The sequence below is a fragment of the Pseudomonas sp. OTU5201 genome (assembly GCF_038440135.1).
Classification (GTDB): Bacteria; Pseudomonadota; Gammaproteobacteria; order Pseudomonadales; family Pseudomonadaceae; genus Metapseudomonas; species Metapseudomonas resinovorans.
Genome location: NZ_JASATC010000005.1, coordinates 14,885 through 38,618 on the forward strand (window position 1 = coordinate 14,885; position 23,734 = coordinate 38,618).

The 23,734-nt window shown below is 62.8% G+C and carries 20 protein-coding genes, 2 tRNA genes and 1 pseudogene; 4 read left to right on the forward strand and 19 right to left on the reverse strand.

Annotated elements, in window-relative coordinates; translation table 11 throughout:
• Positions 1-5: 5 nt before the first annotated feature.
• The 3 genes from rpsF to rnr all read right to left on the reverse strand — a co-directional run bounded on the left by rpsF (position 6) and on the right by rnr (position 4,115).
• Complete coding sequence (rpsF, locus tag AAHM40_RS04480) at positions 6-413, reverse strand: 30S ribosomal protein S6 (protein ID WP_028630660.1); 408 nt, start codon at positions 411-413, stop codon at positions 6-8.
• A gap of 211 nt (positions 414-624) precedes the next feature.
• Positions 625-1,371: a 23S rRNA (guanosine(2251)-2'-O)-methyltransferase RlmB gene (gene rlmB, locus AAHM40_RS04485; protein WP_342243589.1), complete on the reverse strand. Its 747-nt coding sequence runs from the start codon at positions 1,369-1,371 to the stop codon at positions 625-627.
• Positions 1,368-4,115, reverse strand: coding sequence for a ribonuclease R (gene rnr / locus AAHM40_RS04490; protein ID WP_342243590.1), 2,748 nt, complete (start codon positions 4,113-4,115; stop codon positions 1,368-1,370). Before rnr ends, rlmB begins: the two co-directional genes overlap by 4 nt.
• 205 nt (positions 4,116-4,320) lie before the next feature.
• Here rnr and AAHM40_RS04495 point away from each other — a divergent pair.
• Positions 4,321-4,407 (forward strand) — tRNA-Leu (locus AAHM40_RS04495).
• A 109-nt stretch (positions 4,408-4,516) separates the two neighbouring features.
• Positions 4,517-4,603 (forward strand) — tRNA-Leu (locus tag AAHM40_RS04500).
• Positions 4,604-4,718: 115 nt separating this feature from the next.
• On the opposite strand, the gene AAHM40_RS27180 is transcribed toward AAHM40_RS04500, so the two are convergent.
• From AAHM40_RS27180 to AAHM40_RS04565, 14 genes and pseudogenes are all read right to left on the reverse strand, one after another.
• On the reverse strand, positions 4,719-5,603 hold the full coding sequence (locus tag AAHM40_RS27180) for a methyl-accepting chemotaxis protein (protein WP_446731537.1): 885 nt from the start codon (positions 5,601-5,603) through the stop codon (positions 4,719-4,721).
• Positions 5,577-6,281, reverse strand: a pseudogene (locus AAHM40_RS27185) (HAMP domain-containing protein); the annotation flags it as partial. The gene AAHM40_RS27180 and the pseudogene AAHM40_RS27185, both read right to left, overlap by 27 nt.
• Positions 6,282-6,808: 527 nt before the next feature.
• A complete protein-coding gene (locus tag AAHM40_RS04510) occupies positions 6,809-8,104 on the reverse strand; it encodes an adenylosuccinate synthase (protein WP_342243592.1) in 1,296 nt (431 codons plus the stop codon).
• 104 nt (positions 8,105-8,208) lie between these two features.
• Positions 8,209-9,393 (reverse strand): ATP phosphoribosyltransferase regulatory subunit, encoded by a 1,185-nt coding sequence (locus AAHM40_RS04515; protein ID WP_342243593.1) that lies wholly within the window; start codon positions 9,391-9,393, stop codon positions 8,209-8,211.
• A gap of 34 nt (positions 9,394-9,427) precedes the next feature.
• Positions 9,428-9,613 carry a DUF2065 domain-containing protein gene (locus AAHM40_RS04520; RefSeq protein WP_044870772.1) on the reverse strand — a complete coding sequence of 62 codons (186 nt, stop codon included), beginning with the start codon at positions 9,611-9,613 and terminating at the stop codon, positions 9,428-9,430.
• Between the two features lie 106 nt (positions 9,614-9,719).
• Complete coding sequence (gene hflC / locus AAHM40_RS04525) at positions 9,720-10,589, reverse strand: protease modulator HflC (RefSeq protein WP_342243594.1); 870 nt, start codon at positions 10,587-10,589, stop codon at positions 9,720-9,722.
• Positions 10,589-11,758: an FtsH protease activity modulator HflK gene (hflK, locus tag AAHM40_RS04530; protein ID WP_342243595.1), complete on the reverse strand. Its 1,170-nt coding sequence runs from the start codon at positions 11,756-11,758 to the stop codon at positions 10,589-10,591. Before hflK ends, hflC begins: the two co-directional genes overlap by 1 nt.
• A 96-nt stretch (positions 11,759-11,854) precedes the next feature.
• Complete coding sequence (hflX, locus tag AAHM40_RS04535) at positions 11,855-13,156, reverse strand: ribosome rescue GTPase HflX (RefSeq protein ID WP_342243596.1); 1,302 nt, start codon at positions 13,154-13,156, stop codon at positions 11,855-11,857.
• A gap of 12 nt (positions 13,157-13,168) precedes the next feature.
• Positions 13,169-13,423, reverse strand: a complete 255-nt coding sequence (hfq, locus tag AAHM40_RS04540) for an RNA chaperone Hfq (RefSeq protein ID WP_003453015.1) — start codon at positions 13,421-13,423, stop codon at positions 13,169-13,171.
• 94 nt (positions 13,424-13,517) lie between these two features.
• The gene (gene miaA / locus AAHM40_RS04545) at positions 13,518-14,492 is read right to left on the reverse strand and encodes a tRNA (adenosine(37)-N6)-dimethylallyltransferase MiaA (RefSeq protein WP_342243597.1); all 975 of its coding nucleotides are present in this window, start codon (positions 14,490-14,492) and stop codon (positions 13,518-13,520) included.
• A gap of 2 nt (positions 14,493-14,494) precedes the next feature.
• Positions 14,495-16,375, reverse strand: a complete 1,881-nt coding sequence (gene mutL / locus AAHM40_RS04550) for a DNA mismatch repair endonuclease MutL (protein ID WP_342243598.1) — start codon at positions 16,373-16,375, stop codon at positions 14,495-14,497.
• On the reverse strand, positions 16,372-17,808 hold the full coding sequence (locus AAHM40_RS04555) for an N-acetylmuramoyl-L-alanine amidase (protein WP_342243723.1): 1,437 nt from the start codon (positions 17,806-17,808) through the stop codon (positions 16,372-16,374). Before AAHM40_RS04555 ends, mutL begins: the two co-directional genes overlap by 4 nt.
• A gap of 8 nt (positions 17,809-17,816) precedes the next feature.
• On the reverse strand, positions 17,817-18,284 hold the full coding sequence (gene tsaE / locus AAHM40_RS04560) for a tRNA (adenosine(37)-N6)-threonylcarbamoyltransferase complex ATPase subunit type 1 TsaE (protein WP_028630648.1): 468 nt from the start codon (positions 18,282-18,284) through the stop codon (positions 17,817-17,819).
• A complete protein-coding gene (locus AAHM40_RS04565) occupies positions 18,272-19,771 on the reverse strand; it encodes an NAD(P)H-hydrate dehydratase (protein ID WP_342243599.1) in 1,500 nt (499 codons plus the stop codon). The genes tsaE and AAHM40_RS04565 overlap by 13 nt, the downstream gene beginning before the upstream one ends.
• Positions 19,772-19,839: 68 nt before the next feature.
• On the opposite strand from AAHM40_RS04565, the gene queG reads away from it, so the two are divergent.
• Positions 19,840-20,922: a tRNA epoxyqueuosine(34) reductase QueG gene (gene queG / locus AAHM40_RS04570; protein ID WP_342243600.1), complete on the forward strand. Its 1,083-nt coding sequence runs from the start codon at positions 19,840-19,842 to the stop codon at positions 20,920-20,922.
• Here the strand turns inward: queG and orn are convergent.
• Complete coding sequence (gene orn / locus AAHM40_RS04575; protein WP_342243601.1) at positions 20,912-21,454, reverse strand: oligoribonuclease; 543 nt, start codon at positions 21,452-21,454, stop codon at positions 20,912-20,914. The genes queG and orn overlap by 11 nt on opposite strands.
• 95 nt (positions 21,455-21,549) lie before the next feature.
• On the opposite strand from orn, the gene rsgA reads away from it, so the two are divergent.
• A complete protein-coding gene (rsgA, locus tag AAHM40_RS04580; RefSeq protein ID WP_342243602.1) occupies positions 21,550-22,581 on the forward strand; it encodes a small ribosomal subunit biogenesis GTPase RsgA in 1,032 nt (343 codons plus the stop codon).
• 98 nt (positions 22,582-22,679) lie between these two features.
• Here rsgA and motB read toward each other — a convergent pair whose 3' ends face one another.
• Complete coding sequence (gene motB, locus AAHM40_RS04585) at positions 22,680-23,732, reverse strand: flagellar motor protein MotB (protein WP_342243603.1); 1,053 nt, start codon at positions 23,730-23,732, stop codon at positions 22,680-22,682.
• Positions 23,733-23,734 lie beyond the last annotated feature (2 nt).

Genomic DNA, 23,734 nt, shown 5'->3' on the forward strand with positions numbered 1-23,734 from the left:
GTGGATTACTCGTCAGCGTTGTCGCTGTCATCGCCTTCGGCGACAGCGTCAGTCTCAACGCGCTCACGGCGCTCACGGCGCTCGCTGCGGTTTTCCTCGGCCTTGAGCATCTCGGACTGACCAGTGATGGCTTCGTCGCGGCGGATGACCAGGTTGCGGAGGACGGCGTCGTTGTAGCGGAAGTTGTCTTCCAGCTCGGCCAGGGCTTTGCCGCTGCACTCAACGTTCAGCATCACGTAGTGAGCCTTGTGAACGTTGTTGATGGCGTAGGCCAACTGACGACGGCCCCAGTCTTCCAGGCGGTGAACCTTGCCACCGTCTTCTTCGATGAGCTTGGTGTAGCGCTCAACCATGCCGCCAACCTGCTCGCTCTGGTCCGGGTGAACCAGGAAGATGATTTCGTAATGACGCATAAATGCTCCTTACGGGTTGTAGCCTGCCAACTTAGTGGTCAGGCAAGGAGTGAATATCTCGTTTTGGCTTGCCGAGCCGAGGGCGCGCAATAGCCTGCCCTCACGGCAAGGGGCGACATTCTAGAGAAGGGGCGAATGCCGCGCAAGGTAAATTGGCGAAACTTTGAACAGCCCGGAGCAGCAGAAAAAACTGCCCCGGGGCGACCCCGCACTAAGTGCGGGTGCGGCGCTGGCGCACCGCTTCGAAGAGGCAGACCCCGGTGGCCACCGAGACGTTGAGGCTGCTAACGCTGCCGGCCATGGGCAGCTTGACCAGGTAATCGCAGTGCTCGCGGGTCAGGCGGCGCATGCCCTTCCCTTCCGCGCCCATGACCAGCACGGTCGGCCCGGTCATGTCCTGCTCATAGACTTCCTGAGTCGCTTCGCCGGCAGTGCCGACCACCCAGAGGCCCTTCTTCTGCAGTTTCTCCAGAGTGCGTGACAGGTTGGTCACCGCCACCAGCGGCATGACCTCCGCTGCACCGCAAGCGACCTTGCGCACTGTGGCGTTGAGGGTGGCGGACTTGTCCTTGGGTACGATCACCGCCAGTACGCCTGCCGCGTCGGCAGTGCGGAGACAGGCTCCAAGGTTGTGCGGGTCGGTAACGCCGTCCAGGGCCAGCAGCAGGGGCGCGCCGGAAGTGCGCTCGAGCAACTCGTCGAGCATGTTTTCGCCCCAGACCTGGCTGGGACTGACCTCGGCCACCACGCCCTGATGGACGCCTTCTGCCCATTCGTCCAGCTCGTGGCGATCCTTGTGGCCAACCGCAACGCGATGTTGGCCGGCCAGGTCGAGCAGGACCTGGACTCGCGGATCATGCCGACTTTCCGCCAGCCAGAGATGCTTGACGCGTTTGGGGTGATGACGCAGCAGCGCTTCCACGGCATGCACGCCGTAAACCTTTTCCAACTGACTCATTTCTTGACCTTGCTACTGGGCGCCTTGGGTTTCGGCGGTCCCTTACGGTGTTTCGAGGGCTTACTGGCGGCCTTGGCCTTCGCCGCCTTGGCTTTCTTCTTTGGCGGCTTGGCTGCAGCGGTCACTTCACTCTTGGCAGGTTTGTCCAGAGGCTTCTGCGTCGGGCGCGTGCCCTTGCTGGCCTTGGCGCCCTGGCGGGCCTCGCTGAGCAAGGCCTGCTTCATGGCCCTGCTCTTGCCCACATCGGTGTTGCCGAGCATCTCCTCGGCCTGGGCGAGCATCTCCGTCGGCACGGCAGGCAGTGCCTGGACCTTGCCGGCGCGCTGGCGACGCGGCGCCACGGCTGCCCTCGGTTCCTGCTGGGGAGTCTCTTGCTGGGCATGACGAGCAGCACCCTTAGCGCCCCGACTGCGGCCCCTGCCGAGCTTAGGCTCGGCAGCCTTGGCCCCGCCTTTGACCGGGACGGATTTGTCAGCGCCACGATTCTTGCGGCCGACCGGCGCGGAGAGAACGTTGTCGGAGAGCTCGAAATCGATCTTGCGCTCGTCCAGATCGACCCTCGCCACCACGACTTCCACCGTGTCGCCCAAGCGGAAGCTGCGACCGCTGCGCTCGCCGGACAGGCGATGGTGGATCGGGTCGAAGTGGTAGTAGTCGCCCGGCAAGGCCGTGACATGCACCAGGCCTTCCACATAGATGTCGATCAGCTCGACGAAGATGCCGAAGCCGGTCACCGCCGAGATCACACCGGGGAAGGTCTCACCCACGCGGTCACGCATGTACTCGCACTTCAGCCAGTTGGTGACATCGCGCGTGGCTTCGTCGGCACGGCGCTCAGTCATCGAACACTGCTCGCCGAGTTGCGCCAGGCGAACTTCGTCGTAGGGGTAGATGCGCGCCTTGGGCATGGCTGCGGCGCCGGCGCGACGAACATGTGCGCTTTCTCGCCTGGAGCGGATCAGTCCACGGATGGCACGGTGGACCAGCAGGTCCGGATATCGCCGGATGGGCGAAGTAAAGTGAGTGTAGGCGTCATAGTTGAGGCCGAAGTGCCCTTCGTTGTCCGGGCTGTATACCGCCTGGCTGAGGGAGCGCAGCATCACGGTCTGGATCAGATGATAGTCAGGGCGCTCGCGGATCTTTTCCAGCAGGGCCTGGTAATCGCTCGGAGTCGGCTCACTCTTGCCGCGATTGAGCGTCAGGCCCAGCTCGGCAAGGAACTGCCGCAGCTTATCGAGGCGCTCGCTCGGCGGTCCCTCATGAACGCGGTAGAGCGCCGGAATTTCGTGCTGCATGAGGAAACGCGCAGTCGCGACGTTGGCGCAGAGCATGCACTCCTCAATCAGCTTGTGAGCATCGTTGCGCTGAGTCGGCAGGATCTCGGAAATCTTGCGGTCGGCGCCGAATACGATGCGGGTTTCCTGAGTCTCGAAGTCGATCGCGCCACGGACCTGGCGAGCCGCCAGCAGCACCTTATAGAGCTTGTAGAGTTGCTGCAGGGGCGTGACCAGATGCGGCAACTGCTCGGCGAACAGCTTGGCCTCAGTGGAGTCCGGGGTTTCCAGGAACTGACTGACCTTGGTGTAGGTGAGCCGCGCATGCGAATGGATGACCGCCTCGTAGAACTCGTAGCCGGTAAGTTTCCCGGCACGGGATAGGGTCATGTCGCAGACCATGGCCAGGCGATCCACCAGCGGATTCAGCGAGCAGAGGCCATTGGACAGCACCTCCGGCAACATCGGGATGACCTTCTCCGGGAAGTACACCGAGTTGCCGCGATTGGTCGCCTCTTCATCCAGCGCCGAACCCACTTTTACATAGTGGGAAACATCGGCGATGGCGACGATCAGACGCCAGCCGCCGCCTTTGCGGGCTTCGGCATAGACGGCGTCATCGAAGTCGCGAGCGTCCTCGCCATCGATGGTGACCAGGGCCAGGTCACGCAGGTCGATGCGTTTTTCCTTGTCCTTCTCTGCCACCTCAGGCTTGAGCTTGGCGGCTTCCTTCAACACGGCGGCCGGCCACTCATGGGGAATGTCGTAGCTGCGCAGGGCCACTTCGATTTCCATGCCCGGCGCCATGTAGTCGCCCAGCACTTCCACCACTTCACCCTGTGCGAGACGGAAGTTGCTCGGCCACTGCTCGATCTTCACCTGGACAAACTGGCCATGCTTGGCCGCGCCCTGCTTGCCGGCGGGCACCAGCACTTCCTGCTGAATCTTCGGGTTGTCCGCCACGACCCGGGCAATACCGCTCTCCTCGAAGAAGCGGCCTACCAGGGTTTCATGGGCACGCCCGATGATCTCCACCAGCGCACCCTCGCGGCGGCCGCGTCGATCAAGGCCGGAAACCCTTGCAAGCGCGCGGTCGCCGTCGAATACCAGGCGCATCTGTGCCGGACTCAGGAACAGGTCGTCACTGCCGTCATCGGGAATGAGGAAGCCGAAACCGTCGCGGTGGCCACTGATACGACCGCAGATGAGGTCGAGCTTGTCCACCGGCGCATAAGTGCCCCGGCGCGTATAGATAAGCTGACCATCGCGCTCCATGGCGCGGAGTCGACGGCGCAGGGCTTCCAGCTGCTCGTCGGTGGTCAGGCCGAATTCTTCTACCAGCTGCTCTCGGCTGGCGGGGGCACCGCGCTCATCGAGGCGCTGCAGGATCAATTCGCGGCTGGGGATGGGGTTCTCGTATTTTTCCGCCTCGCGAGCGGCCTCGGGGTCGAGGTTCTGCCAATCGGCCATCAGGGGGTGATCACCTTTTTATCCATAGAGGGATTTGCCATGTCTCTTATTGAAGCGCGAATTCCGATTGTCGGTCAGCTTAGTCCGAAGAATAATTTTTTTCGCGCTCAGGGGTTTACAACACAAAAGTCGGCTCGTATAGTTCGCGCCCACAGCGTCGCTGAGACGTTGTGAAGGAAGCAGATGAGCAATCATCGCATCCAGTGCCCAGGTGGCGGAATTGGTAGACGCACTAGGTTCAGGTCCTAGCGGTGGCAACACCGTGGAAGTTCGAGTCTTCTCCTGGGCACCACTCTTCTGAAGCCGAGCCGCAAAGCTCGGTTTCTTGTTTAACGGATCGTATGGTTCCGTGTCGCTCAACGATGAACACCGTATAAGTCGATGAGCAATCATCGCAATGTGCCCAGGTGGCGGAATTGGTAGACGCACTAGGTTCAGGTCCTAGCGGTGGCAACACCGTGGAAGTTCGAGTCTTCTCCTGGGCACCACTCTTAAACAAAGCCGAGCTCTGCTCGGCTTTGTGCTGTCTGACGTTCGGAAAACCTCGATAGCGTCCAGATCAAGGGGCCGAGCCTGCGCCCCGCCCCATCTCCTGAAAGCACTCTACGCCTTGAACTGCCCCAGACTGGCCTTGAGCTGATCGGCCAGACCGGCGAGCACACGCCCACTGCTGGCAGTCGCCGCCACCGCTTCAGCCGCCAGACTGGCCTCGGAATGGATCACGTCCACCCGACCACGCACCCCATCGGCGCCCGCCGCCTGGTGCTGCGCAGCACGCGCGGCGGCCTGCACCGCTCCATGCACTTGCTCCACAGCCTGCTGCACGCTTTGCTGCAAACGCTCGCTGTCGCGCAGCGCCTCCAGCCCTTCCACCGCACGCTCACGCGCCTGAGAGATAGCCGACACAGCTTCGCGCGCACCGGTCTGCAATGCAGTGATGTGCTCCTGGATATCGCCGGTGGACTGCTGGGTCTTACTCGCAAGCGCCCTTACTTCGTCTGCCACCACGGCAAATCCACGCCCGCTTTCCCCCGCCCTCGCAGCCTCGATCGCCGCGTTCAGCGCCAGCAGGTTGGTCTGCTCGGCGATACCATGAATCACCGACAACACCATCTCAATCTGCTCGCTCTGCCGCGCCAGGCGCTCGATCACCTCGGACCCGCTTTGCACCCGCGCTTCCAGGTTCTCGATCAGACCTCCGACCTTGCGCGCAATAGCCGCATTATCCTGGGCAGCCTGGCGAATTTCGCCCACCTGGCGCAGGGCATCCTGCATCGCATGACTTTCGGCCTGAGCCTCAGAGACCATGCCCGCCAGCACACTCAGACTGCCTTCCACCTCACTACGCTGGCGCTGGGCCGCAGCCTCGGCGGACTGACTACGCTCCGATAGCGCCTTGATCTCCACGCCCGTGCGCTGCGCCACATCGCCCGCCTCACGAACAATGGGCTGAAGCTTGTCGACGAAACGGTTCACCGCAGCGGCCATTTCGCCCACCTCATCACGGCTGTCCAACTGAACCCGGCGCGTCAGGTCACCTTCGCCGGCGGCCAGGTCGTTCAGCGCAGCGATCAACAGACGCAGGCGAACCACCACACGGCGCCCCAGCACCACGGCCAGCACCAGCAGCACACCAAGACCGACCAGCGCCAACCCCAAGCCAATGCGCCAACGCAACTCACCCGCCGCCGACTCCACAGCCTGACGAGTGCCAGCGCTCATGTTGCCAGCCGTCTCGCGAGCCGACTGCAGGCGGGCAGTCAGGGCCGCGCTACTTTCGGTGGCAGCGCCGGAGAGGCTCTCGCCCACCAACTCGCCACCACTGGCAATCAGGGTGGCGAAACGCTGGTCCAGCGCCTTCAACTGCTGCTCGACCGAGGCGGTGGACACACCCATGCGCACCTTGCCGATTTCCACACCATTGGGGCTGATGGGAGCATCCACCAGGTAGACCGAAGGGTCGCTGGCTGCTGCATTCAGCACCTTGTCCAGCGCCCGTTCACCCTGCCCCCTGGCTAACAGCGCCTTGATCTGCGGATTTTCGCGATTGAGGTAACGGGTCAGATGCTGACCATTCGCGTCGTCATAGATGATGAAGAGCACATTGGGATTGCGCTGAGCACGACGAGCGAACTCGGACAGCGTCGGCACGTCGTTATCCCACATGGCACGCGGCGCTACGGCAGCGAGTAGCTGGGCGAGATCGTTGGCCGACTCCTTGAGGTTCTGCTCCAAGGTCTGGCGCAACTGGGCCTGCTCCTGCTGAAGACGCTCACTGAGGCCTGCCCCCAGACGCTCGCGAGTCTTGCCGGAAAGCGCACTCAAGCTACCGGCAACCTCCTGCCCGGCGAGCCCCAGATCATCCGCCAGGCGCTGGGTATCGCTACCCAGCCGCACACCCAGATCATCCACCAGGGAATTCACAGTGCTCCGCGTCAGGGCAACGGCCACCACCACCTGCACCAGCAGGGCAATGCCCAAGGCGATGAAGACGGGACGCAGTAAACGGCTTTGCAACAAAGACAGGATGGCTGACAAGACTTGTGGCTCCTTAACGACCGTTACCGCTATAACGGCGACAACTCGGATTTATAAAGTGCCAGCAAGGTACGTGCCGACCAGCTGCGCGACATTTGCGACCACTGAAACGACGAAGGGCCGCACGAGGCGGCCCTTCTGGGGAGTCGGAAGACTCAGGCGTACGGGTAACGCAGGATGATCGTCTCGTTACGGTCAGGACCGGTGGAGATGATATCGATGGGCGCCCCCACCAGCTCTTCCACTCGCCTGATGTAAGCGCGGGCGTTGGCTGGCAGCTCCTCCAGGCTCTTGACCCCAACGGTGGACTCGCTCCATCCCGGCATTTCCTCGTAGACCGGCTGCAGACCGATGTAGCTGTCAGCATCGGTAGGAGCATCCACCAGGACCTCGCCGTTCTGGTCTTTGTAGCCCGTGCAGATGCGGATGGTTTCCAGACCGTCGAGCACGTCCAGCTTGGTCAGGCACAGACCCGAGATGCTGTTGATCTCGATGGCGCGACGCAGGATCACGGCATCGAACCAGCCGCAGCGACGGGCACGACCGGTGGTCGAGCCGAACTCGTGGCCACGCTTGGCCAGGAAGGCACCGGTTTCATCGAACAGCTCGGTCGGGAACGGGCCGGAACCCACGCGAGTGGTGTAGGCCTTGGTGATGCCGAGGATGTAATCCAGGTACAGCGGACCAAAGCCGGAGCCGGTGGCGGTACCGCCAGCAGTGGTGTTCGAGCTGGTGACGTAGGGGTAGGTACCGTGGTCGATGTCCAGGAGCGAGCCTTGCGCGCCTTCGAACATGATGTTGGCGCCTTGCTTGCGCAGCTGGTGCAGGCGCGCAGCCACGTCGACCATCATCGGCTTGAGCAGCTCGGCATAGGCCAAGGCCTCGTCCAGGGTCTTCTGGAAGTCGACCGCCGGCTCCTTGTAATAGTGCTGGAGAACGAAGTTGTGGTAGTCCAGCAACTCACCCAGCTTGGCGGCAAAGCGCTCGCGGTGGAACAAATCGCCAATGCGCAGGCCGCGACGAGCAACCTTGTCTTCGTAAGCCGGACCGATGCCACGACCGGTGGTGCCGATCTTGGCATCGCCGCGGGCCTTTTCGCGCGCCTGGTCCAGGGCCACGTGGTACGGCAGGATCAGGGTGCAGGCCGGGCTGATGCGCAGGCGCTCACGCACCGGTACGCCTTTCTCTTCCAGCTTGGTGATTTCGCGCAGCAGCGCATCCGGCGCAACCACTACGCCGTTGCCGATCAGGCACTCGACGTTTTCGCGCAGGATGCCGGACGGGATCAGGTGCAGCACGGTCTTCTCGCCATCGATCACCAGGGTGTGGCCAGCGTTGTGGCCGCCCTGATAGCGCACGACGGCGGCAGCCTGGTCGGTCAGCAGATCGACGATCTTGCCCTTACCCTCATCACCCCACTGGGTGCCCAGGACTACGACATTCTTACCCATAACACTTGTCCTCTTCGCAGAAGCTCGATGCCGGCAGCCGCCGGCGGAAAACACGGAAACTCGTTTGTGGCCGGCCAACTACGCCGGCCATGCAGCCACTTTCCTCAGGAAAGCGCCGCCACCTGCCAGCGCCCATCACGCAGGACCAGAAGGCGATCGCAATCAGCCTCTTGCGCACACGCCACTTCCTGACCCGGCAAGGCCTGCACCACACGCTGCCCATCGGCACGCAGACGCTTGACCTCGTACCAGAGGTAAGGATCGTGACTATCGGGCGCCCAGATGCCAGGCAGCGACTGATCCAGCGCCATGCTCCCCAGGGTGACCAGGGTTTTCAGGTCGGTGGAGAAACCAGTCGCGGGGCGGGCACGACCGAAGTCGGCGCCGATGTCATCGTAGCGACCGCCCTGGGCAATGGACTGCCCGACGCCCGGCACGAAGGCGGCAAACACTACCCCGGTGTGATAGCGGTAACCACGCAGTTCACCCAGGTCGAAATAGAGCGGCAGCTCGGGGTAACGCAACTCCAACGCATCAGCGATGGCGATCAGCTCATCCAGCGCGACATGCACATCATCGGGGGCGTCCATCAGTACGCCCTGAGCGAGATCCAGCACCTCGCGACCACCGCAAAGCTCGGCAAGGGCGCGAAGCATGGAGGCCAGCTCGCGCGGCAGGCCTGCGGTCAGCTCAGCCACTTCGTCCACGGCCTTGCGCTGCAACGCGTCGAACAAGCTGCGCTCGACTTCGCCAGAGAGACCTGCAGCCTTGGCCAGACCGCGATAGATGCCGACATGGCCGAGATCCATATGCACATCCGGCACAGCAGCCAGCTCGAGCATTTCCAGCATCAGGCTGATGACTTCCACATCGCTCGCCGGGCTTGCGTCACCATAAAGCTCAGCACCCAACTGGATCGGGCTGCGCGAGGTGGACAGCGCGCGCGGCTTGGCATGCAACACGCTGCCGGCGTAGCACAGTCGGTTCGGGCCTTCGCGGCGCAGGGTGTGAGCATCGATTCGCGCCACCTGCGGCGTGATGTCAGCGCGGAAGCCCATCAGGTGGCCCGACTGCGGGTCGGTCACCTTGAAGGTGCGCAAATCAAGGTCCTGGCCGGCGCCGGTCAGCAGGGACTCGAGATATTCAATGTGCGGAGTGACCACGAAGTCGTAGCCCCAACGCAGGAACAGGTCCAGCACCTGGCGGCGGGCTGCCTCGATGCGCGCCGCTTCGGGCGGCAGTACTTCTTCGATACCGTCTGGCAGCAGCCAGCGATCTACCGTTGCCATTTCGCCAATCCCCTCTCAACCGGGCGGCAAGCCATCAGTGAAGCAGATAAAGGAGGCCGGTCCCCAGCAACATGCTGGACAGGCCCATCAGGCGGAGATGGCGGTCCTTGAACTCCGCCAACCCAAGCACCGCGGTGCGCCAACGGCGCGGATAGAGGAAGGGCAGGATGCCTTCCAGCACCAACATCAGACAAAAGGCAATGCCAAGTTCCTGCCACATGATTCCCGCGGACGCAAAAAAGCCGGGATTTCCCGGCTGACCCATAATAACACGTTTTCCCTGACGGTCACCCCAGCGGACGATGAGCGTCCGCCGGGGGACTGATTCAGCGTGTGGCCTTGTCCAGATAGCGGAAGAATTCGCTATTGGGGTCCAGCACCATCACATCACCCTTGCTGGAGAAGCTTTCGCGGTAAGCCTGCAAGCTGCGGTGGAAGGCGTAGAACTCCTGGTCCTGGCCATAAGCCTTGGCGTAAATGGACGCTGCCTTGGCGTCACCGTCACCGCGGGTTTCCTCAGCTTCGCGATAGGCCTCGGCCAGCAATACGCGGCGCTGACGGTCGGCGTCAGCGCGAATACCTTCCGCCAGCTCCGAACCCTTGGCGCGGTGCTCGCGGGCCTCTCGCTCACGCTCGGTGCTCATCCGCTCGAAAACGCTACGGTTGACTTCCTTGGGCAGGTCAATTGCCTTCACCCGCACGTCCACCACCTCGATACCGAGCTCCTTGTTAGCCATGCGATTCAGCGCGGCCGTGATGTCCGCCATCAGCGCATCGCGCTCGCCGGAAACCACTTCGTGGAGGGTCCGCTTACCGAACTGGTCGCGCAGACCAGCCTCGAGCCGGCGAGACAGACGCTCGTCGGCGATCTGCTTCATACCAGAGGTCGCGGTGTAGAAACGCTCGGCATCAGCCACACGCCACTTGGCATAGGCATCCACCATTACCGCTTTCTTCTCGAGGGTAAGGAAACGCTGGGTCGGGGAGTCCAGTGTCAGCAGGCGAGCGTCGAACTTGCGCACCTGATTGACGTACGGAATTTTCATGTGCAGGCCAGGCTGCACGTCAGCTTCGACGATGCGGCCGAACTGCAGGAGAACCGCTTTCTCGGTCTGCGACACGATGTAGAGACTGCTCCAGACGATCATGGCCAGCACCACACCGCCGATCAGGGCAAACAGCGATTTATTGCTCATCAGCGACTCTCCCTGGAACGCAGATTGCGCTGCTGCAAATCGGTGGAAACACGCGAACCGAGATCACTGCCACTTGCTGTGGCAGATGCGGCTGGCGCCACCGGGGCGGAGCTACCGCCACGATTGTCGATCATCTTGTCCAACGGCAGGTAAAGCAGATTGTTCTGGCCGTCCTTACCGGTCACCAACACCTTGCTGGTGCTACCGAGGACATCTTGCATGGTCTCCAGGTACAGGCGCTGGCGAGTGACTTCCGGGGCCTTGTGGTACTCGGTGAGCAACTTGCTGAAGCGGTCCGCCTCACCCTCAGCCCTGGCAATCACTTCGTCGCGGTAGCCGTTGGCATCTTCGATGATGCGCTGGGCCTGACCTCGAGCCTCGGGCACCACTGCGTTGGCATAGGCCTCAGCCTGGTTCTTGGCGCGCTGTTCGTCTTCGCGGGCACGAATCACGTCATCGAAGGCTTCCTGCACTTCGCGCGGGGCAGCCGCACTCTGCACGTTGACCTGGGTAACAGTGATACCGGTGCGATAGGTGTCGAGGAAGCGCTGCAGGCGCTCCTTGATCTCGCTTGCCATAAGCTCGCGCCCCTCAGTCAGCACCTGGTCCATTTCAGTGGAGCCCACCACGTGGCGCAGGGCGCTTTCAGTGGCGTGCTGCAAGCTGACCTCAGGCTGATCGACGTTCAGCACGAAATCCTGGAGGTTGCTGATCTTGTACTGAACCGTGAGCGGCACCTCGACGATGTTCTCGTCCTCGGTGAGCATCTGCCCCTGTTTGCTGTATGCACGCTCGCGGGTGACGTTCTCCTGGAACTTGCGATCGATCGGCGGGAAATAGATGTTCAAGCCGGGACCAACGGTCTCGTAGTACTTGCCGAAGCGCAGCACGACGGCCTGTTCCTGCTCATCCACCACATAGACGGCACTGTACAGCCAGACCACGGCAAGCAGGGCCAGGCCAATACCGAGCAGGCCAAAACTGCCTGATCTGCCGCCGCCGCCATCGCCGCCGCCACGTTTCTTGCCGCTGCCGAACAGCCCATTTAGGCTTTCCTGCAGCTTGCGGAAGGCCTCGTCCAGGTCCGGCGGCCCTTTGCGGTCGCCACCACGGCGCCCACCCCAGGGATCCTGGTTATTCGAGTTGCCACCCGGCTCATTCCAAGCCATAGCGCTCTCCATACTGATAAAGCAAAGACGCGCCCACGGCGCGCCCGCCCATGCTACCCAAGCCCGCGGCCCGCCGCAAAACCACCTAAACGGGCTTTATTGCAAAGTGTGTTGTTCGAGAAACTCGTTTGGCTGCCAACCTTCACGACTGACCAGCCGGTTCAGCTCGACGCGCGGCAGGCGCAAAGCCAACAACGCATCCCCGGCTTCATTGTGCTCCTCGGTCTGCACAGCGCCGAGAGCGAAGAACTGAGCCCGCAACCGGCCGAATCGCTGAGGCAAGCGCAAGGTACCCACAAACAGGTCGTCACCCAGCAGCTCAGCCACGGCCTGCTCGAGCAACTCGAGACCACTGCCATCACGTGCCGACAGCCAGACTCGCTCCGGCTTGCCTTCTTCGTCGCGCTGGATGTGCGGCTCGACGCTTTCCAGCAGGTCCACCTTGTTGTAGACCTCCAGCATCGGCAGGCCTTCAGCGCCAATCTCGCCCAGCACCGCGAGCACCTGCTCAATCTGCGCCATGCGCTCAGGCTCATGGGCATCGATCACATGTAGCAGAAGATCGGCGTTGGCGGATTCTTCAAGGGTAGCCCGGAAGGCCTCCACCAGCTTGTGCGGCAAGTGGCGAATGAAACCCACGGTATCCGCCAGCACGATCGGCCCCAGATCGTCCAACTCCAGCCGGCGCAAAGTCGGATCAAGCGTGGCGAACAACTGGTCGGCCGCATAGACCTCAGAAGAGGTCAGGGAATTGAACAGCGTAGACTTGCCGGCGTTTGTATAACCAACCAGGGAAACTGCCGGGATATCCGCACGCTTGCGCCCGCGACGAGCCTGCTCGCGCTGGCTGCGGACCTTTTCAAGACGCTGTTTGATCTGGCGGATGCGTACTCGCAGCAGGCGGCGGTCGGTTTCCAGCTGGGTTTCACCCGGGCCACGCAGGCCGATACCGCCTTTCTGGCGCTCAAGGTGAGTCCAACCGCGCACCAAGCGCGTGCTCATGTGTTCAAGCTGGGCCAGCTCGACCTGCAGCTTGCCCTCATGGGTACGGGCACGCTGGGCAAAGATATCGAGAATCAGACCGGTACGATCGAGCACCCGGCATTCGAAGGCGCGCTCAAGGTTGCGCTCCTGGCTGGGTGTAAGGGTGTGATTGAAGATGACCAGTTCGGCTTGCTCAGCCCTGACCAGGTCATGCAACTCGTCGACTTTGCCGCTACCGATCAGGTACTTCGCCGTTGGCTGGTGACGGGAAACGGAGACGAATGCCACCGTATCCGCACCGGCCGAACGTGCAAGCTCAAGAAATTCCTGCGGGTCTTCGCGCGCCTCGGGATCTTGGCCTTCCAGATGAACCAGGATAGCCCGTTCACCACCACCAGGGCGTTCGAAAAACAAAGCAGTCTCCTATCAGGCGTTACCCGGCTCAGGCTGCTCTTGCTCGGAAGCGCTGGGCAGACGTACCGGACGACTCGGTACCACAGTGGAAATAGCGTGCTTGTAGACCATCTGGCTGACAGTGTTCTTCAGCAGAATCACGAACTGGTCGAAGGATTCGATCTGGCCCTGCAGCTTGATGCCGTTTACCAGATAGATGGAAACCGGTACGCGCTCCTTACGCAGGGTATTGAGGTAAGGGTCTTGTAGCGAATGCCCTTTTGACATATGCCGCACTCCTTTAGGGATCTAGTTTTCAAATGACAAGAAAGATGAACGGTACCCGCCCTACCCCCAAGGATAGACGGTAACCGGTGAGGTCTCAGCTCAATATGGAGACCGACCTCAGGTATTTCAAGGTGCGCGGCAGATTGTCGCAAGCCAGACTGTCCAACCAGTGCAGGTCGGACCAACTGCGTAACCAGGTGAACTGTCGCTTGGCGAGTTGGCGGGTGGCAATGATACCGCGCTCTTCCATCTCGGCCCGAGTCAGCACGCCATCCAGATAATCCCAGGCCTGACGATAACCAACCGCTCTTATAGACGGCAGTCCTGCATGCAAGTCACTTCTGCGGCGCAGCGCTTCGACCTCGTCGATAAAGCCCTGTTCCAGCATCAATCGAAAACGTTGCGCAATTCTTTCGTGCAAAACCTGACGTTGCGCGGGAGCAATGGCCAAGTGTGCGACAGTATACGGCAAATACGCCGTTCCTGGCGTGTTCCCGGCCATATTTTGCGCAGCCTGGCGCTGCCGGTGAGCAGTCATGGTAAGCCCACTGACCTTGTAGACTTCCAGCGCTCGGGTCAGGCGCTGGGGGTCGTTGGGATGAATTCGTGTCGCGGACTCCGGGTCCACCACCGCCAATTCCCGATGCAGAGCCTCCCAGCCGTCACGGGCTGCACGGGCTTCCAACTCGGCGCGCACCGCGGGATCGGCGCTGGGCATGTCCGCCAACCCTTCCAACAGAGCTTTGTAATACAGCATGGTGCCACCCACTAGCAGCGGAATCTTGCCCCTGGCGGTGATTTCCTTCATGGCGGCGAGGGCATCGGCACGGAAGTCTGCAGCTGAGTAGCTCTCGGCCGGGTCGCGGATATCGATCAGGCGATGGGGAAACTCGGCCAATGTGGCCTTATCCGGCTTGGCCGTGCCGATATCCATGCCACGGTAGATCAGCGCCGAGTCGACACTGATCAACTCGCACGGCAGTGTTTGCGCCAGTGCCAGGGCCAGGTCGGTCTTACCGGCAGCCGTGGGGCCCATGAGAAAGATTGCGGGCGGCAGCCGTTCAGTCATGTTCAGCGGCCGCGCAGGAACAGCTTGTCCAGGTCATCCATACCCAGCTGCGTCCAAGTCGGACGCCCATGGTTGCACTGACCGCTGCGCTCAGTCTGTTCCATGTCCCGCAGCAAGGCATTCATTTCCGGCTGAGTCAGGCGGCGATTGGCACGCACGGCGCCGTGACAGGCCATGGTGCCGAGCAGCTCGTTAAGGTGGGCCTGGATGCGATCACTGGTGCCGTACTCCAGCAAATCGGAGAGCACGTCGCGCACGAGTTGCGAGGCTTCGGCCTGCTTCAACAGCGCCGGAATCTGGCGGATGGCCAGGGTTTCCGGACCGAGACGCTGCAGCTCAAAACCAAGCCGGCGGAACCACTCGCCATGCTCTTCAGCACAATCGGCCTCGCGCTGGCTGACGGCGATGGATTCGGGCACCAGCAGCGGCTGCCCCTTGAGCCCCTCACTGGCCATGGCCACCTTCAAGCGCTCGTAGGTGATACGTTCGTGGGCTGCATGCGTATCCACCACCACGAGCCCCTGGGCATTCTCAGCGAGTATGTAGATACCCTTGAGTTGGGCCAATGCGTAGCCCAAAGGCGGGATATCACCCTGCGACTCAGGCAACGCAGGCGATGCGGAAGTGGCTGTCAGCGGCGCGAAAAACTCACGATAGGCGCCCTGCGCCTCGGCAACCGGCACAGCTGGCTGCGAACGCGGAGCCTGGTAGCCGCCACCTGCCGGCGGACGCCATGCCGGCTCGACCGCTTGCTGCTCCAACACATTAGCCGCCAGACTCATCTCACCCTGGGGTCCGAATTCGCCGGCAGCGCTGCCGGTCGGGCGCATCACAACTTCGGTGGCGCCCGGCGCAGCCAACTGGTCCTCGGGGCGAACCTCACCCAAGGCGCGGTGCAGGGTGCCGTAGAGGAAGTCATGAACCATGCGACTGTCACGGAAGCGCACCTCGTGCTTGGTCGGGTGCACATTGACGTCGACCACCGCCGGATCAACCTCGAAGAACAGCACAAAGGTCGGGTGCCGCCCGTTGTAGAGCACGTCGCGATAAGCCTGTCGCACCGCGTGGGCGACCAGCTTGTCACGCACCATGCGGCCGTTCACGTAGAAGTACTGCAGGTCCGCCTGGCTGCGGGAGAAGGTTGGCAAACCGACCCAACCCCAGAGATGCAGGCCGTTGCGTTCGACTTCGATGGGCAGCGCCTGCTCAAGGAAGGCAGGACCGCAAACAGCCGCGACACGACGGGCTCGGGCAACGGCCTCGCGCGCCTCGTGCAGAGCGAAGATGGTCTTGCCGTTGTGGCGCAGGTGGAATGCCACGTCGAAGCGTGCCAGGGCCAGGCGCTTGATGACTTCCTGCAGATGGTCGAATTCGGTCTTCTCTGCGCGCAGGAACTTACGTCGCGCAGGTGTATTGAAGAACAGGTCGCGCACCTCCACCGAAGTGCCCACGGGATGGGCGGCCGGCTGTACCCGGGCTTCCATGTCGCGGCCTTCGGTTTCCACCTGCCAGGCCTGGTCAGCATCGGCGGTCCGCGAAGTCATGGTCAGGCGCGCGACGGAACTGATCGACGCCAGGGCCTCACCACGGAAACCCAGGCTCATCACCCGTTCCAGGTCTTCGAGATCGCGAATCTTGCTGGTGGCGTGGCGAGCCAGGGCGAGGGGCAAGTCATCTGGAGGGATGCCACCGCCGTCGTCACGCACCCGCAGAAGCTTGATGCCGCCCTGCTCCACCTCAACATCGATACGCTTGGCACCGGCATCCAGGCTGTTCTCCAGCAACTCCTTAATAACCGAGGCAGGGCGCTCAACCACCTCACCGGCGGCGATCTGGTTTGCCAGCCGCGGACTCAGCAGCTGGATGCGCGCCAACTCACTCATGGCTGCGCCGCCAGCGCTGCCGCGGGGATATTCAGAGTCTGACCGACCTTGAGGTTGTCGCTCTTCAGAGAGTTGGCACTACGCAGGGTGGCCATGCTCACCTCATAACGCTGAGCAATCAGCGCCAGGCTCTCACCAGAGGTCACCACGTGCTCACGCGGACCGATGGCGATCTTCCCCTGGTCACGCAGCCAGGCGATATAGGTACCCGGCGGAGGGTTCTGCTGGAAGAACTGCTTGATGCCGGTCTGGATCGAGCGTGCCAGCGCCTGCTGGTGGCTGCGGTTCGCCAGCTTCTGGGATTCGTTGTGGTTGGAGATGAAGCCGGTTTCCACAAGGATCGACGGAATATCCGGCGACTTCAGCACCATGAAGCCAGCCTGCTCCACCCGGCGCTTGTGCAACGGGGTGACGCGGCTGACGTTACTCAGCACCTTTTGTCCGACGTTGAGGCTGGAGGACAGGGTTGCCGTCATCGACAGATCCAGCAGCACACCCGCGAGCATGCGATCCTTGTCGTCCAGACTGACGCTGCCCACACCACCGATCAGGTCGGAGCGGTTTTCGTTGTCGGCCAGCCAGCGCGCGGTTTCCGAAGTGGCGCCACGGTCAGACAGGGCAAACACCGAAGCACCGAAGGCGCTTCGACTGGGCGCAGCGTCGGCGTGGATGGAGACGAACAGGTCAGCGCCTTTCTTACGGGCGATCTCGGTACGCTTGCGCAGCGGGATGAAGTAGTCGCCGGTACGCACCAGTTCGCCACGGAAGCCCTTCTCCTGATTGATCTGGCGCTGCAGCTCCTTGGCGATGGCCAGGGTCACGTTCTTCTCGTGCTGCCCCTTGGGCCCGAGGGCGCCGGGGTCTTCACCACCATGACCAGCGTCGATGGCGACCACGATATCGCGCTTGCCGCCCGGCACTGGCGGCAGCTTGCTGGGGGCCGGCTGGGTCGGCGTCACGGGAGGCTGAGGCGTGCTTGGCGCGGTGGCAACCTGAGGGGCGCTGGCCTCAGCGGCGGCGGCTTCCTGATCGAACAGGTCCACCACCAGGCGGTTGCCGTACTGCTGGTTGGGCGCCAGGGAGAAGCTCTTCGGCGTCACAGTGGCTGACACGTCGATCACCACCCGCAGATCGGTGGGAGTGCGCTGGGCGGAACGGACGCTGGTGATCGGCGTATTGCTGAGGGACAGCTGCTCCAGCTTGGTGGCCAGCTGGGCGCCATTGATATCGATGACGATGCGATTGGGTGCAGTCAGGGTGAAGACGGAATGCTGCACCGGTCCGGACAAGTCGAAGACCAGGCGGGTATTGTCAGGCGCGCGCCAAAGCCGCACCCCGCGGACCTCCGCGGCAGCCAGGACATCAGCGGCGAACGCCGCAAGCAGAACCCCAATCCCGGCAAACAGTGCGCGCGAGCGCATACCCCACCCCATCTTTGTTTTCATGCTCCTAAGGCCAGGGCGGCACACCATGCTTCGCCGCGCTCAGTGTGTGGCGACAACCGCAGCGAACGGCCGCCCGCTTGCTGCGTAATGTTAATGTCCAGGTCAGCCTTTGGCAAAATGCCGGCGCCCCGCTGCGGCCATTCGATCAGGCACAGGGCATCGCCTTCGAAGTAATCGCGGATACCCAGAAATTCCAGTTCCTCCGGGTCGGCCAGGCGGTATAGATCGAAATGGAAGGCACGCTTGTCACCAATTTCATAAGGCTCCACCAGGGTGAAGGTGGGACTTTTCACCGCACCGGCGTGGCCCAGGCCGCGCAGGATGCCGCGAGATAGCGTGGTCTTGCCCGCGCCGAGGTCCCCGTGCAGGTAAAGAATTCCACTCCCCTCGGTCAGGAGCGCCAGGCGGGCACCGAGGGCCAGCATGGCCTCCTCGCCTTCGGCATGCAGGATCACTTCAGGCACGGCGCAAACTCCTCGAGCAACTGACGAATGGTCGGAATTAGATCACTGGCCGCCAGCCCCCTACCCGCTCGGGCCAGGCTTTCGCCAGCATTGGCATGTAGCCAGACGGCCAAGCAGGTGGCGGCGTAGCCGTCCATCCCCTGGGCCAGCAGAGCGCCGATCAGACCGGCAAGTACATCCCCAAGCCCGGCCCCGGCCATCACCGGATGGCCACGATCACAGAGTGCGAGACGACCATCAGGGGCGGCCACCAGGCTACCGGCCCCCTTTAGCAGGACAACGGCATCGAACTTCTGCGCCAGCGCCAAGGCCGTACGCGGTCGGTCGGCCTGCACTTCAGCGGTCGGGATCCCCAGCAGGCGCGCGGCCTCCCCCGGATGCGGCGTGATCACAGCGCCAACAGGTAGCCTGGCCTGTTCGACTGCTAGCAGGTTAAGCGCATCGGCATCCCAGACCTGGGGCACTTCCAGCCCCGCCACAACGCTAAGCAGACTGCGCCCCCAGGCGCCCTGCCCTAGCCCTGGCCCCACCACCAGCACATCGGCTTTACTCGCCAGTGCCAGCAGTTGATTGGCGGAGTTCACCCCCGCGCTCATCAGTTCCGGGCACCGCGCCAGCGCGGACGACACGTGTTCGGGTCGGGTCGCCAGAGACACCAATCCAGCGCCACTGCGCAGGGCGCTCTCCGCCGACAGCAGCGCTGCGCCACCCAGACCGCGATCCCCCCCTACCACCAGCAGATGGCCGAACTGACCTTTGTGCGAAGCCCGTGGGCGCGGCGCAAGGCGCTGCAGACTGCCGACCGCCATACGCTCTGCGACTCGCGGCGTGGCCGCAAGCAAAGCCGGATCGGCCTGCAGATCATCGAACACCAACTCGCCTACCTGATTCGGCGCATCGGCAGTGAACAGGCCGATCTTGAGGCCGATAAAGGTCACCGTCAGGTCTGCTCGCACTGCGACGCCCTGGACGCGGCCGGTGTCGGCACAGAGGCCGGACGGAATATCCACGGCCAGCACCGGCAGGGCACTGGAACTGAGCTGGCGAATGGCCTGGGCGTAGGGTTCGCGCACCGCGCCGGAAAGCCCGGTGCCCAATAGGGCGTCAACTACCACGCCATCCAATGTCGCGCATTCGCTCCAAGGCTGGATGGTAATGCCGGCGGCAATGGCCTCGTCCCTCGCCAGCGCGGCATCACCGGTGAGGGCACCGCTCGCCCCAACGGCCAATACCTTGACCCGCCAGCCGGCGCGCTGGGCCAGTGCCGCTATCAGGTAGCCATCGCCGGCATTATTGCCGTGGCCGGCCAGGACGCTGAGGCTGCCTGCCTCCGGCCAACGCCGGCGCAGGGCCCGCCAGGTCGCATGAGCGGCACGCCGCATCAGCTCGAAGCCCGGAGTGCCGGCAGCGATCAGGCGGGCGTCGAGATCCCGCACCTGGGCGGCGGAATGAAGCGAAAGGGGCAGGTCGTCGCGGGAAGGAAGCATTGGATTCGGTTGTGGCTGCGAGGTCTGGCAGAATTATATCCACCTCGACACCGGTTTCCCGCCCCAGCATGACCCTTTCCTCGCAAGATCTCGCCTCCCTCGCTCAATCCATCAAGGACTGGGGCCGAGAACTGGGCTTCCAGCAGGTGGGCATCACCGGAGTGGCGCTCGGTGAACATGAACGACACCTGCAGCGCTGGCTGGACGCCGGGTTCCAAGGCGAAATGGACTACATGGCCGCCCACGGCAGCAAGCGCTCGCACCCGGACGAACTGGTGCCCGGCACCCGGCGGGTCATTTCCCTGCGCATGGACTACCTGCCCGGCGATACGCGCATGGCCAAGGTTCTGGGCCAGCCGGAAAAGGCCTATGTCTCGCGCTACGCCCTGGGGCGCGATTACCACAAACTGATCCGCAAACGCCTGCAGCACCTGGCCGAGCGCATCGAGAAGGTCATAGGGCCGTTCAACTATCGCGCCTTCGTCGACAGCGCGCCGGTGCTGGAGAAAGCCATCGCAGAGCAGGCCGGCCTGGGCTGGATTGGCAAGAACACCCTGGTTCTCAACCGCAAGGCCGGCAGCTACTTCTTCCTCGGCGAACTGTTCGTCGACGCCCCCTTGCCGGTGGATGAGCCCCACGGCAGCGAGCATTGCGGCCGTTGTTCGGCATGCCTGGACATATGCCCTACCGCCGCCTTCGTCGGCCCTTACCAGCTGGATGCGCGGCGCTGCATTTCCTACCTGACCATCGAGTTCAAGGGCAGTATTCCCGAAGACTTGCGCCCGCTGATCGGCAACCGGGTGTTCGGTTGCGACGACTGCCAGATGGTCTGCCCCTGGAACCGCTTTGCACGCCCCTCAGGTGAGGGCGACTTCCAGCCCCGCCACGGCCTGGACAACGCCGAGCTGGCTGAGCTGTTCCGCTGGAGCGAGGAAGAATTCCTCAGTCGCACCGAAGGCTCTCCCCTGCGTCGCGCCGGGTACGAACGCTGGCTACGCAACCTGGCGGTGGGGCTGGGCAATGCACCGTCGAGCATCCCGGTACTCGAAGCCCTGCAGCTGCGCCGCGAATACCCCTCTGAGCTGGTGCGCGAGCATGTGGAATGGGCGCTTGCCCGGCACGGGGCAAGCGCGACGCGAGTCAGATCTTGATGAAGTGCTCACGATAGTGCCGCAGCTCGGCGATGGAGTCGCGGATGTCGTCCATAGCCAGGTGGCTACTGCTCTTCTTCACGCCGTCACGCACCTTGGGCGCCCAGCGTGCGGCCAGCTCCTTGACCGTGGAGACGTCCAGATTGCGGTAGTGGAAGTAGGCTTCCAGCTGCGGCATGTGGCGATAAAGGAAGCGGCGATCCTGACAGATGCTGTTGCCGCAGATCGGTGACTTGCCCTTGGGTACCCACTGTTCGAGGAAGGTCAGGGTCTGGGCCTCGGCTTCGGCCATGCTGATACGACTCTCGCGCACACGTTGGGTCAGGCCGCTCTGGCCGTGCTGGCGGGTGTTCCATTCGTCCATGCCGGCGAGGATTTCATCACTCTGATGGATCGCGATGGTCGGGCCTTCAGCGAGTACATTCAGCTCGCTGTCAGTAACGATTGTGGCCATCTCGATGATGACGTCCGTATCCGGATTGAGGCCGGTCATTTCCAGATCGATCCAGATCAGGTTCAAGGCATTCTGCATAGTCGGTCTCCAAGGCGAGGCGCGCATTCTAGCTTAGAGCCTGCTGTTACGGGCTGCGTGCTAAACTCGCGCGGTTTTTCACAAGCGGACCCACCATGGCAAAGCGCCAACTCACTCGCCGGCAAAGCTGGCGCATCGAGAAAATCCAGGAAGAGCGCGCATCCCGCGCAGCCAAACGGGAGTCCCGCGCGCTCGATGAGCTCGAAGGCGGCGACCTGGGCCCAGAGCAGACCGGTCTGGTGATCGCTCACTTTGGCGTCCAGGTGGAAGTCGAGGCACTGGAAGGCGAACAGGCCGGCCAGATCATGCGTTGCCACCTGCGCGCCAACCTGCCAACCCTGGTCACCGGGGACCGCGTAGTCTGGCGCTCCGGCAATCAAGGCATCGGCGTGATCGTTGCCCAGCTGCCGCGCAGCTCGGAGCTATGCCGTCCGGATATGCGCGGCTTGCTCAAGCCAGTGGCAGCCAACGTCGACCAGATTGTCATCGTCTTCGCACCTCTACCTCATCCCCACGCCAACCTGATCGACCGCTACCTGATCGCCGCCGAACACGCGGGCATCCACCCGTTGCTGCTACTGAACAAGGCTGACCTGGTGGATGAACAGAACAGCGCCATGCTCGACGATCTGCTCGGCGTCTACCGCCAGCTAGGCTACCCGCTGCTGGAGGTTTCGGCGCGCGAAGGCGGCGGCATGGAGGACCTGATGTCGCGGCTCGATGGCCATATCAGCGTGTTCGTCGGCCAGTCCGGCGTGGGCAAATCGTCCCTGGTGAACAGCCTGCTTCCAGGTGTGGATACCCGAGTAGGTCCCCTTTCCGAACTCACCGGCAAGGGCACCCACACCACCACCACCGCGCGACTGTTTCACTTCCCTGGTGGCGGTGAGTTGATCGACTCCCCCGGCATCCGCGAATTTGGTCTGGGCCACGTCAGCCGTGGCGACGTCGATGCCGGCTTCATCGAGTTCAACGATCTGCTCGGGACCTGCCGCTTCCGTGACTGCAAGCATGACCGCGAGCCCGGCTGCGCCCTGCTCAAGGCCCTGGAAGAAGGACGCATCCATCCACAACGCATGGCCAGCTACCGGCATATCCTTGCCAGCCTGCCCGAGGACGAATACTGATCCTGCAAGTTCGGTCGTGTTGAGCGACGTCGATCCCGCAATACCTCCCGAAAACAAAGAGGCCACGCAATGCGTGGCCTCTTTCGTATGCCGCAGGATCACTGCCCCTTGGGCTCGTCCATCCTCAGCACACCGTCTTCGAAGATGTTCAGTTTCTCTCTTAGCTCGCGCGGCTGCGTGGGCTCCACCGGGTCAGTTGCCGGCGGTTGAGGCATCGCCCCGTCACTGACTGGGGGCTCGGCTTGCTGAGGCTGCTGATTGGCAGGATTGTCACCTTCCCCCTGCTCACCCTCGATGGCTCGCTGGGCCCTCTTGGTCAGGACGATGATATCGATGCGGCGGTTGACCGGATTGAAAGGGTCCTTGCGATCGAACAAAGCGGACGACGCATACCCCACCACCCGCGCCACCTGCCCTTCCGGGTAACCACCGGCAATCAGGGTCCGACGTGCAGCGTTGGCACGACCGGCGGACAGCTCCCAATTGCCGAAATCGCCATCGCCGGCATAGGGCTTGGCGTCGGTATGGCCGCTGATGCTGATCTTGTTGGGGACCGCCTTGATGGTCTCTGCAAGGATCAGCAGGATGTCTTCGAAATAGGGCTGCAGGCGGGCACTGCCAAGGTCGAACATAGGACGATTGGCAGCATCCATGATCTGGATACGCAGGCCGTCCTGGGTGATCTCGAAAAGTATCTGGTCTTTGAACTTGCGCAGCTCGGGGTTCTCTTCGACCTTGTTCTGCAGCTCCTGCAGCAACAGCTCCAGGCGCTCGCGTTCGATCTGCTCGGCCAGGGTTTCGACCTGGCTGGCGTCAACGGGCGCGGTATCGCTGGTGTCGGTTGGCACCTCCTGGGCATCAGGGGCGTCCTTCAGTTCCGGATTGAGAGTGCGATCAGGCGCTGGCGTCGGCGTACCCCCCAAGTCGATGACGTAGGGGCTGGCACTCTCGGTGAAGCCGATGGGGTCCTTGAAGTAGCCGGAGATGGCTTTCTTCTGCTCAGGCGTAGCCGAGGACATCAGCCAGAGCACCAGGAAGAACGCCATCATCGCGGTGGCGAAGTCGGCGAAGGCGATCTTCCAGGCACCGCCGTGGTGACCGGCGGCGTAGCGCTTGACGCGCTTGACGATGATCGGCTGGTTGTTCTCCATGA